The 18068-nt window shown below is 68.8% G+C and carries 2 protein-coding genes; both read right to left on the reverse strand.

Annotated features, from left to right (window positions below; all coding sequences use genetic code 11):
* Window positions 1–13: 13 nt before the first annotated feature.
* A complete protein-coding gene (locus GY769_18465; protein MCP4203905.1) occupies window positions 14–850 on the reverse strand; it encodes a hypothetical protein in 837 nt (278 codons plus the stop codon).
* Window positions 802–18063, reverse strand: a complete 17262-nt coding sequence (locus GY769_18470) for a hypothetical protein (protein MCP4203906.1) — start codon at window positions 18061–18063, stop codon at window positions 802–804. The genes GY769_18465 and GY769_18470 overlap by 49 nt, the downstream gene beginning before the upstream one ends.
* Between the last annotated feature and the right edge of the window lie 5 nt (window positions 18064–18068).

The raw sequence follows: 18068 nt of genomic DNA on the forward strand, positions 1-18068 counted from the left end.
AAGCGAACTCGGTTCAAGCGGATTCGAAAGAAGCGACCTTGGTGTTGCCGAAGTCGCCACCAGATTCGTGTTGACGATCGCCGGCGGAGTTACCACCAAGGTTTTGGCCGCCTGGCTCTACGAAAAGCACAAAGCCGGAAGCGCCACAAGCATCGAGATCGAACGCGAGCACGTCGAGATCTCCGAAGAAAGCACCGCACGCACCATCGAGGGTATTCGGATCAAGAAGTAGAAAACCTCGCACCGAGTTCTGGACCGGCACCTCGTCACAGAAACGTGCGTAGCGCGCGTCCAAGATTTCCCGACCCGCTACTTCGGCGCGTTCGGTGGGATGAAGTTCCCCTTTGTCTAGAGCTGAGTACCACACATCGTCCAGAATGCGAATCACGTTGACGGTGAGCGTTTGCCCATCGTGCTCCATCTGTGCCGTCAGGGCGGGAATCGAGCCTTCAAAGGCCTCTAAGTCCCACACGCGGTCGAGCTGGATTCGAGACCCAGCTTCAATCAACCGCAGTACCTCGGATAGGTCATCCGGCTCGTAGTCACCGCTTCGGTATTCATCGACCGAGAAAGGGGCGAAGAGCTTTCCGGGTCGCACCAGTGCGTTCCTCACCTGCGGCTCTAAGTTGTTCTCATTTCTCTTGACTAGAAACATCGGCTGCTGAAGCTCGATACACCGTCCGGCCAAGAACGGCACATCTGGATAGTCGCTGATGTCGACCTGCTCAAACTTCAAGCAGCCTGCCCACACGAACAGCAGGCCGACGACTAAAGCTAGGCGACCGCTGTTAGTTCGACTCGTCACGGCGAGCTGGCGAGGCGATTGTACCAGTACCAAGGTGACGTCCACCTAGACAACGCGCCGCGAAGCGACCCGCGTACCCGATTCACCTCAGCACCGATGGGACCGGCCGCCGAGGTCGCTGCGCTATGCCGCCTATAGTCGTCTACCCCGTGCGTGTTCGGGAAGTCGAAGGGCCTCCCAAAGGACGAGTAGTGGACGGTCACGTTCGGATTGGCATGGGCCAAATCGTTGACGAGCGGTGCGCCTGCACCCGCGCCCATCGGCACGATGTCTCGCGTGTTGATGTAGGCCGTCGTCGAACGCAGTCCTGACGGGAACGTATAAGAAGCTCCACCGATCGAGATGAAGTCGATCCTCGACCGCTCCGCTTCGCTCAGGTGCGACAGGCTTGAGGTCGAAATCGCTGCCCCCTGGCTGTGGCCCACAAGGGTCAGAGACTCGTTGGCACCTAGCTGTCCGAGGCGACCGCGAACTGTCTTCACCACCAAGCGTGTCGTCTCGTCTGGAAGGTTGAGCTTGTTCACAAACGTGGTCTGAAGAATGTCCTCAACCCCACTTCGCGTCGGGTTCCAGATCGGAGTGACGGACCGTCCAAGCATCTTGGCCGTCTCGTCAGCATAGAAGGTCGCCCTCTCGGAATCATTCAGGATGCCGTTTACAAACAGAGCAGAGTTAGCTTCCGTCCCGATCGTGTCCAAGACCCTCGCGCGTTTAGCGTTCGCGTCATCCCCAAATCGCCGAATCAACGACCCCGCGATCAACCCCTGGCAGTCCAGTTCAAGTGGATTCGCCTTACAGAATTCGGCATGCTCACGCATGGCTTGTACGCCTCGCTCGACGATCGGTCGGTACTTTGAACGACTCTCGAGCCCCAACGGATCGCTGGCATTGAACGGGCTATTGCCCGCGTACTGGTACAAGCTCGGCCCGTCCACGTACCCCATCGGGTCGGCGGTGATGAAGCGCCCGATCTCGGGGTCGTAGTAGCGGTTGCGGACGTAGACGAGACCGGTCTCCTCGTCCACCGGCCTGCCGTGGAAGCCGTGGTCGTTGCCCACGGTCGAGGTCGCGACTTCACCCGGCTTGGGCGTGTCGTAGAGGCGACGTTCGTCCGTGAAGATGCAGAGGATGTCCGGCGGGCAGCCGGCGAGGGACGAGGCCAGGTGGAAGTCGAGGGTGAGGGTCTCGGAGACGCCCTTGCCGGCCAGATCCATCGGACCGGTCGCGATCTCGAGCGTGTGGGTGCCGTTGCCGACCGAGTCCGAACCCAGGAGCCGGTAGCCGTTGGCCGCTAGGCTCCAGGACGTGGGCTGGCCGTCGAGGGTGATCGCCGCACCCGCGAGCGCCGGGTCCGGCGTCTCGGAGAGCTGGACTCGGAGCCCGCCGTCCTTGTAGTCCACGGTTACGAGCCGCGGATCGGAGAGGTCCTCGACGACGCTGTCGGCGGCCGGCCAGGAGAAGGCCAGGACGTAGTCCGCGCTCGGCCGGTTGCCGAAGAGGTCGACCAGGGCCTCGGGTTCGATCACGAGCTCGAGGGCGTCACCCGAGGCGGGGACCGAGCCCAGATCCACCACTAGCCGCCTCTGGGCCTGCCGGCCGTCTTCGACCGGCTGGGTGACCGTGACCGGGAGGTTCATGGCCGCGGCCGTATCGGTCAGACGGAGGGCCTCGGCGGTGACAGCCTCTTCCAAGTCGTCCGGATCGACCGCTTCGGTCAGCTCGAGGACGAGGCTCGAGCCCTCGGTCCGCACCTGCTCGACCGCCGGCGGCGTGGCATCGGCGAAGATCGTCCGCTCACCGAACGGTGTGAACTCATAGCGCTCGACCACTCTGCCGTCCGGGCCGGTCGAAGCCGCGAGGTTCCCGGTCGAGTCGTAGAGCGGCACGGTCTCGGTCTCGAGCGTGCCGTCGCCATCGACGTCCACCGCCTGGTTGACGATCTCGTCGAGCCCCAGCCCGAAGGTGCGCACCGCCGACAGCTCCTCGGTCTCGATCGAGGTCGCCGGGTCGGTCTCCACCCGGTACTCCTCGATCGATTTCCAGCGGTGCCAGACCGTCTGGCTCCTCCGGACGCCGACTTCGCGCTCGACCCTGCGGTTGAGAGCGTCGTAGGTGTAGGTCGCCACGTCCTCGAGCGGCCCGCCCAGGAGATCTTCGCGGGCCACGCGCACCAGCCGGTTGCGGTAGTCGTAGAAGTAACGGCTCTTGCCCTTCTGGGTGAGATTGCCGTTCAGGTCGTAGGCGAGGGCCAAGCCGTTGATCGAGGTCGGGCGGTTGCGGTTCGACGGTGGCAGGCTCTCGGCCTCGCCGATCTCGTCCTCGACCGAGGTCTGGGCGATCAGGTTCTCGGCCTTGTCGAACTGGTACTGATATGCCTCGGCGGCATCGGCCGAGAAGCCCGGCGTCGAAGCGGAGTTCGGCAGAACCGAGCCCGCGGGATCGGGCAGCTTCGCCGCTTCGGTGACCCGCCCCGCGCCGTCGTAGCCCATCTGGAAGCCGCGATTGCCGAGATCGCCGCGGGTAGTGGCGGTCTTCAAATACCGCGGGCTCCAGGCGATCTGCTCTTCGAGAGCCGCGACCGGGTCGGGGCCCGCCGCCGCGCCCGGCAGGAAGCTCTGACCGGTCATGCGCTTGGCCGAGTCGAACGTCATCTCACCTGAGACTCCGTTGCCGAGGGCCTTGGTCTGGATGAGATCGGGACCGCGGTAGCCGTAGGAGGCGGCCTGGGCCACAGGATCCGGGCTCCCCGCCGTTCCGGTCGAGATCACCCGCGGCCGGTCGAGCGGGTCGAACGTCTGGGTTACCTCATGGCCCGAGGGATAGCCGATCTTGGTCGCCGAGCCGACCTTGTCGTGCTGGTACGAGACGGTCTTCGTCATGGCCAGCGGCCCGGTGCCGATCCTCGTGCCCTCCGAGGTCATCCGCGACAGCGAGTCGTAGGTGAAGGTCGTCGTCACGCTTCCCGAAACCGCCCGCGTGGTCCGGTAGAGGCCGTCGTAGTCGTAGGTCTCGGTGGTCACACCTTCGACAGCGCCTCCCGGGATGATCGACCGCGAGCTCATCCGATTGGCCGGGTCGAAGACCTGGCCGATCGTCGTGCCGTTGGCGTCGGCGATCTGAATGACGTTCGAAGCCGGGTCGTAGGCCAGAACCTCGCTCGTCCCGTCCTGATAGGTCGTCGTTTCCTTACGGTCGAGCGCGTCGTAGGTGTAGGTGGTCCGGTTACCGTTAGCGTCTTTGTACTCCTCGAAGCGCGAACTCTTGTCGTACTTGTCGTCGCCCGAGATCCCGTCGGTGCGATCGGGCTTCGTCAACCGGTGCAGCCCGTCGGAGGCGTACGTCGTCAGAAAGTCTTCCGGATCGCGCGAGCGGATCACGTTCGAGCGCGCGTCGTAGGAAGTGCGGGTCGTGTTGCCCAAGACGTCGGCCGAGGTCACCCGGCGGTTCAGAGCGTCGTAGGTCGCCGTGTAAGGGACCGTCACCTCGCCCGCGCCGTCGGCGGTCTTCTCAATCGACTGGGTCAGACTCGCGTTGCCGTTCGCATCGAGCGTGTACGCCATCCGGTTGCCTGCCGGGTCGGTTGTCTCGATCAGCCGCTCGGCTTTGTCGTACCGGTAGCTCGTCGTCCGGCTCTCGTAGTCGGTCGTCGCGGTCACGTTCGAAGCCGGGTCGTAGACGGTCGTCGAGCTCAAGGGGCCCTCGGTCGCCGGGTCGCCGGCACCGAACAGGGTCTGGTTGAACCCGGTTCTTCGGTTCAGGAGGTCGTACACACCACCGCCTTCGGCCAGAAGCGTGTTCGCCGCGTCGTAGCTTTGGGACTCGGTCAGGTTGCCGTTGTTGTCGTACCTCGACACCGCGTAGTTGCCCACCGGGTCGGTCGTCCTCTTCGCCCGGCCGTAGCCGTCGTACGCGGTCGTCCAGGGGTGGGTCCGACCGTCGGTCACGGTCGTCCGCTCGCGGTCGGCGTTGAAGACGAAGGTGTCGGTCGAGGCCTCCGGCGAGCCGAAGCCGCGGGTCACGGTATCGACCAGGTTGCGCGGGTCGTAGGTGTACCTGGTGACATTGAGCTCGGGGTCGGTCACCGTCTCGAGATTGAAGTTGGCGTCGTAGGTGCGGGTCTCGAGCGTGGATTCGCCCAGACCGATCTCGCGCTCGGTAGTCTCCAGATGGTTGAGCACACCGTAGCTGTAGGTGTTCGTGGTGCTCGAAGCACCCGTCTCCCCGAACGGCAGGCGCTCCGTCTCGAGGTTGCCGTTCCGGTCGTAGCCGTAGACCGTTGTGTAGCCCAGCATCGGCGCGTCGGGACCGTCGTCAGAGCCGATCTCTGCCGCGGTCGACGACACCCGCCAATCGAGCTCGTTGTACTCGGTCGTGTGGCGCACGCCGCGCGGGTCGGTCACCTCGGTCACGTTGCCCCGTGCGTCGGTTTCGTAACGGGTGGTGAGCCCGAGACCTCCCGGGTCCTCCACTTTGCGGCTCAGGTAGCCGGTGGATGGTCCGCCGTCGAAGTAGGTGAACTCGGTGACGTTGTCGTTCGGATTGGTGGCCTTGGTGGGCTGCCCGAACTCGTTGTAGTCGATCTGGGTGACGCTCGACTCCGGACGGGAGATGACGCGCGCAAGCCCCTTGCTGTCGCGCGTGATCGAGGTCAGGGCCTGGCGCGGATCGGTGATCATCGACGGCTGGTTGGTCACCGAGTCGTACTCGATCGTTGTAACGAGCACGGAGCTCGAGCCGTTGGCGCCGCGTCCGTCCTCCGTCACCGTGATCCGCACCACATTGCCGTGCCTGCGCGGGTTCTCGCCTTCGTCGTAGGCGTACTCGGTGACGCGGCCGAGCGGCAGCTCCATCCTGGTGGCCAGCCCGTCGTCGTTGTACTCGTAGGAGGTCGTGGCGGTGATGGGGTCGGCCACGCTGGTCATCTGGCCGTCGTCGTTGTGGCGGTACACCCACGGGTTGCCGCGCCGGTCGGTCACCGTGGTGATCCGGCTCACGAAGTCGTACGAGACCGAGAGCCCGTGGCCGCCCCAGGTCTGGGACGTCACCTCGTCCGAGCGCCCGTCGTTGTCGGGGTCGGTGTAAGTGAGCGTCAGCCACTCAATGCCGCGCGCGTCGTCGTAGGAGGCGATGTTGTCGCGGGTGTTGAGCAGGGTCGCCAGATCGCCGCCGCCGACCGGCTCGTAGGCCGCCGTCTTCGTCAGCCGTCCCGACGGCCCGCCGGTGGAGACCTCCGGCGAGCGCACGTCGGTCAGCCGCCCGTCGTCGTCGTACTCGTAGAGAACCTCCCGCTCGTCGAAGTCTCTTAGCTTGGTGAGCCGGCCGTCGTCGTCGTACTCCAGGAAGTAGTCGCGGTCCAGGGTGTCGGTGACGCGGGTGAGCCGCGACGCCAGGTCGTAGCCGAAGGTCATCTCGTTGCCGGTGTCCTCGGCCTCCTTGGTGGAGTCGGCGAGGCTGACCAGGCGGCCGAAACGGTCGAACCGCGCCAGGTTGCGGCGCGCGTCGATCATCAGGAAGCCGTTGGCTGTCCGGCGCAGGACGGCGAAGCGGCCCGGCGGCGGCTCGAGCTCCTCGCTCTCCTCGTTCCTCTCGAACAGCTCGCGGCGGCCGCGGCCGTCGTAGTACTCGACGTCGCCGTTGGGTAGCTCGCGCAGGCGCTGCCGGTAGTTGAAATCGCAGCCCGGGCCGCAGGGGCCGGCGCCCACCGTCTGGGTGCGCTGGGTGCGGCGGAAGAGGAAGTCGAATCCGCGGCTCTTCACCGACATGTCCACCGCGCTCATCGCGCACTCGCCGGAGTGCAGCAGCGTGCCGGCCGCCACGTCCCCGGTCCCCATCGACGGATTCTGCGTCGGTTCCTGGCGCACCGCCGGGCTCGTCTCCCAGCGCACACTGGCGAGCTTCAGCTCGGCCGAGTCGAGGCGGCTCTCGCTGTACATGCCTGACAGCAGCTCGCGCACACCGGCCGGGAAGGAGACCCGGACGGTGTCGCCGGAGAGGATCTGGACGGCGTCCTCGCTGACCTCCTCCATCGCCTGGTCGCAGCGCGGGCAGAGGTTCTCGTCCTTCTCATCCTCGGTGCGCCCGTATTCGCGCGTCGCTCGGAGATCGGCGAGGACGGCGATCTCGTCGGACATGTAGAGCTGGTGGCCGGTGTCGGTGTTGGTGTCGGAGAGGCGGCGCAGGACGATGCCGTCGTCGCCGGTCAACGAGGTCGGCGGAAGGTTGGGGATGAGGTCAGGATCGCCGGCGCCGTCCATCGGCAGGCCGCCGGGGCCCAGCGCCTCGAGGTCGAGCTTGACCTCGTCGCCGGAGAAGCCGGGCAGCGAGGCCAGTACGTAGAAAGAGCCCTTCAGGTCGGGCGGCTCCTCGCCGCTCTCGCTCGGCCGGCCGTCGGGAGTGGTGGGCACGCCGAACGGCGCCAGGCGGTCGATGCGGCGTAGGCTGCCGTCCTCGTTGCGGGCCAGAGCCGTGAGCAGCGGCTTATCGAAGCTCACCGCGGTGAGGCCGCGGCTGTTGCCGCCGACGTAGACGATGCCGAGCTCGGGATCGACGACCATCGGCGATTTGGTGGTGCCCTCGAGGTCCACCGTCTCGAGGATGCGGTCGTCGGTGCCGTCGCCGTTGACGTCCACCAGCTCGCTCGAGAGCGGCGCGTTCATGTCCACGACGTAGAGCCCGCCGCCGTAGCCGGCGCCGAAGATGCGCCGGTTCGTCCGGTCGACGCCGATGTGGTTGACGGACCCGGGCACCCGGATCTGGGCCACCTGGAAGGGCGCGGCGCGGTTGTGCACGTCGTAGATCAGGATGCCGCCCCTCGCGTGGCCGATCACGAGGTAGTCGCTGCGCTCGTTCTCGTCCAGCATGCCGTCGTCGTTGAGGTCGAAGATGAAGTCCTGGAGGACCTCGAGGCCGACCACCTGCTGCGTGCCGTCGAGGGTGATGCAGCGGTTGGTGAGGTGCTGCATGGCGCCCGGCGACGACGGGAAGCTCTGCAGCATCTCCAGGCCCTTCTGGAAGATGAGCGACGGGATGACCAGCGGGTTGGGGTTCTGCTGGTCCAGCAGCACGCCGACGTTGAGCACCAGCCCGAGCGAGTTGATCGGCTCGTCGCAGAGGTTGATGCCGGCGCCCTCGCCGGTGAAGAACCCGACGAGGTCGCTTTTGATCGGGTTGTCGTCCGGCTCGTTGTAGAAGGCGTTGACGTCCACCGCGGCGACGCCGGCAAGCGCGACCGCCACGTAGGCCACCGTGTTGCGGTTGATCAGGAGTTCGAGGCGGGTGCCGACGCGGACGGTCAGCGTGACCATGTAGTTGCCGAACTCGTCGGCGTCCACCCGGTTCCAGCGGCCGCTCTCGAGATCCTTGAGAGTGACCGGCAGGCCGCCGGAGGCACCGCTCCCGGTGACCGTGACCTCGTACTCCGTCACCCCCTCGGGCGGCGTGTCGGGGCTGATGGTGACGCCGCCGGGAGGCGCCTCGCCCAGACGCCACTCCTCGCGGTCGTCGTTGGAGAGGATCGCGGTGCGACGCGGGGTGCCGACGGGCAGGTTGGCGACGAAGCCGCCCGGGTAGTTGGAGAGGATCGTGTCGCCCTTGAACGCCGCGTAGCGCACGTCGAGGTCGTCGGGGTTGGCGGCGATGGCCTCGGGATCGAGGTCCAGCGGATCGAGAATCAACATCTGGCCCGGGCTGCGGTCGCCGCCGCCCACCATCAGCACGCGGCCGTGCGGGTCCACAGCGACGCCGCGCACCGAGGCCGAGAAGACCAGCGGGAAGGTGATGTCGTTGGGGATCAGGTTCTTGATGTCCGTGGGATCACTGGCGTCGAGGATCACCAGGCCCTGGGAGGCGCCGGCCACGAACAGCAGGCTCCCCAGCCGCGCCACGTCGCGGGCGTCGCCGAGCTCGTAGGTGTCGAGGACCTCGCTCTCCTCCACCTCGAAGCGGATCTCGAGCTCCTTGCCCCACTCGTTCTCGGCGCTGTCGGTGAGGTCCGACTCGATCTTCAGGATGTAGGTCTCGCCCGCCAGCCAGCCGGGGTTGGGCATGATGCGTACCGTCTCCCGGGTGCCCAGCGGATCGATCCTCGGGTCCACGTCGACGCCGTCGGCGGCGGTCACCGTGATGCCGGTGAGCCCCTCGTTGAGCGCCTCGCTGAACTCGAGCAGTAGGGTCTCGTCGGTGGCCACCCGCGCCCCCAGGGCGAGCAGGTACCGTTGGCCGGCCTCGGCGGGGATCGACAGCGTGAACGAGCCGTCACTCATGGCGGTGGTGAACCGGTCCTCGTCGAGCTCGGGGTCGAGCGCCAGCACCCGGACACGCACCTCCGAGTGGACCGCGCCCGCGAGCCCCTCGATCTCCAGCGTGCCGCCGCCGAAGGTCGCCATGACGTCGGGAGTCACCAGCTCGTCCATGCCGGGCGTTACCTCGAGGACGATGAGGCGGACCGGCGAGCCACCCACCGGCAGCGGCGGCGTCTCGTCGGCGACGGTGGTGTCCACCGGCAGCTCCACGGTCTCGCCCGGCCCCGGCGGCGGGTCGAAGACGTCCTCGAACAGCTTGAAGCCGGTCGTCAGATCACGAGCCTCGACTTCGAACGGCTGCTGCAGCCGGCTCGGCATGACGATGCTGGAGACGTTGCCGCCCAGGATGCGACTCACCGCGGCGTCGATCGCGGTCGCCATGACCATCGACGAGCTGTAGTAGACGGCGTCGGGGATGAGCGGCAGGGAGGCCCAGCCCAGCGGATCGTTGGCGAGCCAGAACTGGTAGTCGCGCTTGCCCACCGGGGAGTGCATACCGGGCAGGAGGTGACGTGGCAGATCCGGCGGCTCGGGTCCCGCCGCCTGCGGCCCCTGCGCCTCCGGGCCGAGCGCAGCGAGCCCGGACAGCGTCGAGGCGCGAAGACGCTCGAGGCTCACCTTCCGCACCGCGCCGGTGCTGGGTCCGTCGCCGGCCGCTCTCACGCCGGCGGGAGCGCCCGTGGCCGGAGCGGCAGTCGCCGGCGGCGGCTCCGGCTCGCTGGTGAAGCGGCCGGCCACGAGCAGGCCAAAGTCCTCCATCATCCAGCGGGGGCCGAAGAAGGTGTCGACCACACGCGTCAGCAGGTATTGGCCGTCCAGGGCATCCACCGGCGCCGGCACGCTGATCCGCAGCCCCTTGTTGGCCTGGGCGCCGCCCAGGTCGAGCGAGAACGCATAGGTGGGCGTGAAGCCCGGCGCGGTGGGCACGGTATCCACGTCGATGGTGATGGGCTCGACGACGACCCGCGCCGGGGCGTCGAAGGTGCCCTCCTCGACCGTCACGATGAGGTCGTCGGCGGTGGCGAAGCGCGCCCCCTCCGTACCAACGAACGCGCCCTTCAGGTCGGCGGTGCGGAACGGCGTCAGCTCGAGCACCAGCTCGTTGCTGCCCTCGATCAGCACGTGCAGCAGGATGCGGTCGGAGACGCTGGCCTCGATGGTGATGAGGAAGTCGCCGTCCGGCCCGGCCTCGACGGAGGTCGTGGTGGCGAGCGAGGTGATGTTCTCGACGAACACAAGCGTGCCGAACGGGATCGCCCCCGGCTCCCCGATGACGGTGGCGAAGCCGCTCGCGTCGGGCTCGATCAGCAGCACCTTGGTGAGGTCGATGTCCTCATTGAAGAGGACCTCGATGGTGGTGAAGGTCGTGGTTACCGGGGTGCCGAGAGCGAAACCCTGGAGGTCGGTCACGCCGCCGCCGACGCGCAGCTCGGTGGGCGTCCCCGGCAGCAGCGTCGCGGCCGGCAGAACCGTCACCACCGCGCCCTGGGTGTCGAAGGTGACCTCAACGGGCACGCCCTCCTGGACGAGCTCGATGCCCGCGGCGAGCGAGGCCGGGGCCACCGGTTCGGTGAAGCTCACCGTCGGCTGGATTCCGGCCGACACGTCGATGGCGCCGTCCGCGGGCGAGATCGACACGACCTCCGGCCGCACGACGACCAGCGTCAGGTCGAGATCGAGGCGCTCCCGGGCCACGGCGGGAGCCGCGGCGACCGTTACCGAGTTGCCGCTGGTGGCGTCCTCGGCGCTGACGGTGGCGGCGCCGAGCAGAACCGGCAGCACGTAGGAGCCGTCGCCGGCGGTGACCTGGATCCAGGAGACCTCGGCGGCGCTCACCAGGGCGCCGGCGAGCGGTGCAGACAGCACGTCGAACACCGCGCCGCGCAGATAGGCGACGTCCTGGGTATGGCGGACGAAGACGAAGGTGCCGTCGCCGGTCACCCCCGGCCAGGCGAGATCGAGCGGATCGATGGCGGCCGTCGTCCAGCCGCTGGCGGTAGGCTCGAGCGCGGCCACCGCACGGTAGGCGGCGCCAGTCGCCAGCTCCAAGACCTCGAGCAGCACGCCATACTCGCCCGCGGTCGGTGCCGGGTCGAGCGCCAGGCTCAGGGCCGCGGAAGGCGTCCAGGTGTTGCCACCGCTCTCGATCGTCACGACGCCGTCCACCTGGCCTTCGGGTGGCGCCGGTAGCGGTAGGTCGGCTACCGGGTTGCGGCGAACGGTCACCGCGGTCGGCTCGGCGAAGGCGCCGGCGGGAACGTCGAGCCGGTCGCCCTCGGCGTTGGTCACCGAGCCGCCCGCCGGACCGAGCACGTTGCCGCGCACCGACTCGTCGACGAAGCGGTTGACGCTCACGTCCTCGTGGCCGAGGGTGAGCGGCGCCAGGCGCGCCGCCTCGGACGGCTGCAGCAGGAACTCGGAGCGCGGCGAGCCGTCCGGCGCCCGGTAGAGCACCAGATCGGCCTGGTAAGGAGCCGAGGAGCGAACGCTTCCGTCGAGGAGCTGCAGCTCCTCCTGGATCACCAGCGTGAGCGGCAGGCCGCTCGCCGCGTCGAGGCCGAGTTCGTACGTCACCGTCGCCAGGCTGCGCTGGGAGGGCAGCACCACCTCCGGCGAGAAGTCGAGCGTGGCGGCGTCCACCTCCTGGCCGGTCGGCGTCGGCGACGAGCCCAGGACTGTGCCGACGACCGGCGGCGGCGGCGCCAGCGCACCGGCGTCCGCCTCCACCGCAGCGAAAGCTCCGTCGGTCTCCACTGTGGTCGTCACGGCGCCGTCCTCGACGGTCAGCAGCCGCGCTACCCGCCACTGCAACGTCGCGAGGTCGAGGGTGACGAAGGCGAGCTGCGTGCCCTCCGGCGCGGTCACCGGCAGGGTGAGAGTCGCCGGCACCAGCAGCGCCTCGCCGCCCAGATCAGTCCACGCGGCGCCGCGCGGCGTCCAGCCGAACGGCAGCAGCGCCGGCAGCCCCTGCTCCTGGACCGGGCTGGTGGCCACCGGGGCGTTGGCCGCCAGAGCGCCGGCCGCGAACGACAGGACGAGCCCGCTCCCGTCCTCGTAGACGCCACCCCCCGGGCCCAGGGTCTGGGACGTGGCGACCGGAGTGAGCCGCGGGTCCAGCAGGTCGGCGCCGAGCTGGCTCTGGTTGGTGGCGAAGCGGAAGACCGGCGTGTAATCGGACCTGAGCACCAGGACCTCATGGGTCCCGGCCGAAGTGGGAATCGAGAAGCGGCCGTCGGCGCCGGTGGTCTGCTGCGGCGCCGGTTGGGGGAGCGGCGTGCCGTTGGTGGCGACGACCGTCACCTGGGCTCCGGCCAGCGGCCGTCCGGTCGAGTTGTCGAGAACCGTGCCGGTGATGAAGCTCTCCCCCTCCGCGCCGCCGAAGATCTGCGAGAACGGGTACGCCAGCGGGTTGGCGGCGCGATCCTCGACCAGGCGGAAGACCTCGAAGCGTAGCGCCTCCGCGGGTGGCGCGGCGTCCGGCGTGAAGACCGCCTCGACGCCGCCGGCCACGAGGGCCACGCTGCCGGCCAGCGCTCCGGTCGAGGCACTCAACGTCACGGCGCCCGGCAGCGCCACCGAGGCGGGGTCCACGATCTCGTTGAAACTGGCGATGAACTGGTCGCCGTCGCGCCGCGCGGCGACGACGATCGGCGCCACGCAGTCCTGCACCACCTCGACGATGGTGGCCGACGACGAGTTGCCGCTCGCGTCGGTCGCCAGCAGCGACAGGCGGTTGAGAACGTCGGGAACCAGGTCCACCCGCAGATCAAAGGCGCCGGAGGCGTCTACCGGGCCCTCGACGATGGCGGCGCCGCCGGTGACGCGGATCGTGGTCTCCGCCTCCGCGGTGCCGGTGAGATCGACGGCCAACGCGCACAGAAAGGGAGGCGGCACCGGGTCCACCACCGGTGGGTCGGGGGCGCCGGTGTCGGAGACCACGAAGACCAGGGTCTGGGGGTTGGCGAGCGCGTTGCCCGCCAGGTCGGTCAGGGCGCTGGTCAGGGTGAGCTCGAGGCCGGTGGCCGACGGCAGGGCGGCGTCCGGCGTGATCGTCAGCAGGTCCTCGGCGATCGTGCCCGTAGCGGTCAGTGGCGCACCGCTCTCGGTGGCCAGGGTCCAGTCGCCCGGCGCCGGCGGTGCCAGCTCCTCGGAGAAGGTCAGCCGGAAGTCCGAGCCGATGTCGACGGCCAGGGCGCCACCCGGCGGATCGGAGGCCAGGAACTCCGGCGGCGTCGTGTCCACGAGCACGATGCGGGTGCGGACGACGGCGTTGCCCAGCGAATCGACGGCGCGGGCGATGAGCCGGTTCTCGCCCTCGACCAGGGGCACGTCGGGGGCCGTGTAGAGGCCGGCGTCCACGCTGGCGGCGACGCCGTTGACCGTGACCACGATGCCGGGCTCGTCGTCGACCGTTCCCGTCACGTCCGTCACGTCGACGTTGAGCAGCGCTCCCTCCAGCGGCGAGGAGATGGTAATGACCGGCGCAGTACTGTCGCGGTTCAAGGTCACCGCGTCCTGGGCGCTGTTGCCCAGGCTGTCGAACGCCACCGCCACGAAGTCGTTCGCGCCCTCCACCATCGGCACGACGATCGACCAGTTGCCGCCCGCCAGGTTGGCGAGCTGCCCGTTGACCTCGACGCGGTCGAGATGCGGGTCGGCGGCGGTGCCGAGCAGCGTCACGGTGGGCGATGAGATCACCGTGCCGGCGGCCGGATCGGTGATCATGACGGTCGGCGGCTGGGTGTCCACGACAACGGCGATCTCGTCCTGACCGCTGTTGCCGGCCAGGTCCACCGCCACCACGGTCAGGACGTTGCCGCCCTCCGCCAACGGCACGCCGCGCGCCAGGTAGCTGCTGCCGGTGACCGCCGCCTCGATGCCGTTGACGGCCACGGTGTTGAGATGCTGGTCCTCCGCGCTGCCCGAGACGTCCACGGTCACGCTGCCGAGGAGCGCTCCGTCGTCCGGCACCTGGATGCTGACCACCGGCGGCGTCGAGTCACGGATCACTGTGTGCGCCTGCTCGGCGCGGTTGCCGGCCAAGTCCTCGGCCACCAGCAGCCAGATGCGCTCGCCCTCGGCCAGGGCGAACGGCCCGGCGGTGAAGCTCTCACCGGCGAGCGGCACCGGCGCGCCGTCGATCGTCAGCGTGTCGGCCCCCTCCACCTGGCCGACGAGCGTTACCTCGGCTTCGGGCAGCAGGGTGCCGTCGGCGGGCTCGATCGAGATGAAGACCGGCGGCACCGTGTCGATCTCGAATCCGAGCGTGGTCGAGGCCGAGTTGCCGGCGGCGTCGGTGGCGAGCACCGCGAGCGTGTAGGCGCCGTCCACCGTGACCGCGGTGCCCGAGGTGAACGGCAGCCCGTTGAGCTGCGCGTCCACCGTCACGTCGGTCTCGTCCACGACCTCGATGACCGGCGTCACCGAGCGGTTGAAGAGCGAGCCGTCGGCGAGCGGCACGCCGTCCTCGAGGACGGTGATCGCCGGCGGGATCGTGTCCACTACGAGACTGACCTGCGCACTCGCCGCGTTGCCGATGGTGTCCGTGGCGTTCACCACGATCGTGTTGAGGCCCTCGGCAAGGGCCAGCGCCGTGCGTACGTAGTCGATGCCGGCGACCGTGGCGGGGAGGCCGTTGACCAGGACCTCGGCGAGGTTCGGGTCGATCGCCGTGCCCGTGACGTCGACGGTCGCGACCGCGAGGATCGCGCCGTCCGCCGGCGCCGTGATGGTGAGCTCCGGCGGCTGGGTGTCCACCTCTAGCCGATGCGAGAGCTGGGCGCTGTTGCCGGCGGCGTCGGTCGCCTCCAGCAGGAAGGTGCGCTCGGTGCCGGTGATGGTGAACGGTCCGGCGGTGAAGCTCTCGCCGACCAGGGAGGCGGGGATCCCGTCCACCGTCAGCTCCGAGGCGCCGCGCACCTCGCCCTCCAGAATGACCTCGGTGACGCCGAGGATGGTGCCGTCGGGCGGGCGCACGTCGAGGAACTCCGGCGGCGTGAGGTCGATCTCGAAGCCGAGCGCGAGCGCGGCGGCGTTGCCTCCCTGGTCCACCGCGGTGATCGCCAGCGTGTAGACCCCCTCGGCGGTCATCGGTGTGCCGGAGACGAACGGCTGGCCGTCGAGGAGGACGTCGGTGGTCACCTCGGTGGCGTCCTCGACCTCGATCACCGGCACCACGGCCTGGTTGGTGAGCAGGCCGTCGGCGAGCGGCGCCCCCTGGTCGAGCACCGTGATGACCGGCGGGATGGTGTCCAGGATGACGGTCTTGTCGTCTTGGCCGGCGTTGCCCACCGTATCGGTTGCCACCGCCGTCAAGGTGTTCGAGCCCTCGACGAGGGCCACGCCGGCGAGGCTGAAGTTGGGCCCGGCGAGGCCGGCCGGAACGCCGTTGACCCGGACCTCGGCCAGGTGCAGGTCGACTGCGGTGCCGGCCACCGTGATCGGAGTGCCCCCCGCCACCGGCGCGGCTGGCTGCACGATGGTCACCACCGGCGGCGTCGTGTCGAGTTCCAGTGTGTGGAGCTGCTCCGCCCGGTTGCCTGCGCGATCGGTGGCGGCGAGCAGGAAGACCCGCTGCCCCTCGGCGAGGGTGAACGGCCCGGTCGAGAAGTCGAGGCCCGAGAGCGAGGCCGGGGCGCCGTCGACGGTCACTTCGAACGCCCCCTCCACCTGTCCCGTGAGGGTTACCTGCGGGGTTCCCAGCAACGAGCCGTCGGGCGGCAGGACGCTCAGGAACACCGGTGGCGTGAGGTCCACCGCGAAGCTGACCTGGGCGCTCGACGAGTTGCCGGCGGCGTCGGTGGCATTCACCGACAGCGTGTAGTCGCCCTCGGCGGCAACCGGCGTGCCCGAGACGTACGGCTGGCCGTTGAGCAGCGCCTCCGCCGTCACCGGCGTCGCGTCCTCCACCTCGATCACCGGCACCACGGTGCGGTTGAAGAAAAAGCCGTCCGGGAACGGCGCGCCGCCCTCCAGGATGGTGATCACCGGCGGCACGTTGTCGAGAGTGAGCGGGTGCTCGAGCTGCGCGCTGTTGCCGGCCAGGTCGGTGGCCACGAGCAGGAACAGGTTGTCCCCCGGCGCTAGCGGCAGCGGGTCGGTGGTGAAGCTCTCGCCCACCAGGCTCGCGGGCTGTCCGTCCACGGTGAGCGTAGCGGCGCCGCTGACCTCGCCCTCGAGCACCACCTGGGAGTCCGCCAGGATGGTGCCGGCCGGCGGCCGCACGTCGATGAACACCGGCGGCGTGAGATCGATCTCGAAGCCGACAGCCGCGGCGCTCGAGTTGCCGGCGGCGTCGACCGCGGACACGGTCAGCGAGTAGGTTCCCTCGGCGGCCACCTGGCTCCCCGACGCGAACGGCACGCCATTGAGCTGAATCTCGGTGGTGACCGAGCTGGCATCGGTCACCTGCACCACCGGCGTCAACGGTTGGTTGGTGCGCTGGCCGTCGGTCACGCCGCTGATGCTGATGGCCGGCGGGATCGTGTCCAGGGTCACCGCTCGCTGGGCCTGGCCCGCGTTGCCGACGACATCGGTGGCTTCCACCGAGATGGTGTTGACACCCTCGGTCAGTGTGACGCCGTCGAGCGAGTAACTCGAGCCGCTCAGCGCCGCCGGTGTGCCGTTGACCCGCACTTCTGCAAGGTGCAGATCGACCGCGGTTCCCGAAACGGTCGTGGTCGGGTTGTTGGTGATTCCGGCCGGCGGTTGCGCAATCGTGACCACCGGCGGCGTCGTGTCGCGGACGATGGTGTGGGTCAGCTCGGCGACGTTGCCGGCCAGGTCCGCGGCGCTCAGCAGGAAGGTGTTGGAGCCCTCGACCAGGGCAACAGGACCGGCGCTGAAGTCGGTTCCGGCGAGGTTCGCGGGGACGCCGTCGACCGTGACCTCGTTCGCGCCCTCGACCACGCCGGTCAGAATCACCTGCGCCTGCCCGGTGATCGTTCCATCCGTCGGCGACACCGAGACGAACACCGGTGGCGTCAGGTCGATCTCGAAGCTGACGGTCTTCGTCGAGCTGTTGCCGTAGGCGTCGGTGGCGACCACCGCCAGGGTGTACACCCCGTCGGTCTCGACCGGCGTGCCGGAGACGAAGGGCGCGCCGTCGAGGGTGACCATCGAGGTGAACGGCGAGTCATCGACGATCACGATGACCGGCACCACGGACTGGTTGGTCAGCAGGCCGTCGGGCAGCGGCGCGCCGCCGTCGAGAATTGCGATCACCGGTGGCGCGTTGTCGCGCAGGACGCCCAGGTCGTCCCAGTACTTGGCGCCAGGATCCTCGCCCCACAGGCCGATCCAGGGGCCGGCGCCCGGGAACGGCAGCGGGTTGGCGAGGTCGAGAGCGTCGATCACCCAGGTGTCGGGCTCCGGCTGGCCGTCGGCCCACACACGGGCCCGGATCCGCACGCCGTCGCTCTCGGCATGCGCGCGGAGGGCAAAGCGGTACCAGACGTTGGGCGCCATCGTCACGTCGGCTTCTACGTCACCCGAGAGCGGTCCGCCCCCCTGGGCGGTCAGGAGCACGCTGCCGTTGTCCGTTGTCTGCGCCAACCGATAGTAGGCATCGGGGTTCGGGTACCCGGAAAGCACCGTGACGCCCATGTGGGCGGTGTCCTTGGTGCGCAACATCCGCCCCTCGAAGCGGAACAGGTCGCCGACGCCGATCTCGAGGCTCCGGTAGTGTGTGAACGAGTCGGAGGCCCCCTTCTTGCCGAAGACGGTGTTGCCGCCGTCCACCGGATCGGGCCAGGTCTTGTAGAGGCCGGGGGCCCCGTTTTGCGGGTTGCCGGAGCTCGAGTCGAACCAGCCGGGTGGATTCGCCTCGGTGCCGTAGGACTCAAAATCGTCCGCGAAAACGCCGGTCTGCGCGACCGCCGGCGGCGGCACGAGCAGCGCCGCAGGCAGCCAGCAGACCGCCGCCAAGAGCCAGAACAGGGATCGAAGTCTCGTCGTCATGCCGT

This window comes from bacterium (assembly GCA_024224155.1).
In the GTDB taxonomy this organism is placed as follows: Bacteria; Acidobacteriota; Thermoanaerobaculia; order Multivoradales; family JAHEKO01; genus CALZIK01.

Excerpts from the sequence above, each read along its gene's own strand:
- GY769_18470 (MCP4203906.1), bottom strand. The coding sequence starts at position 18,063 with ATGACGACGAGACTTCGATCCCTGTTCTGGCTCTTGGCGGCGGTCTGC.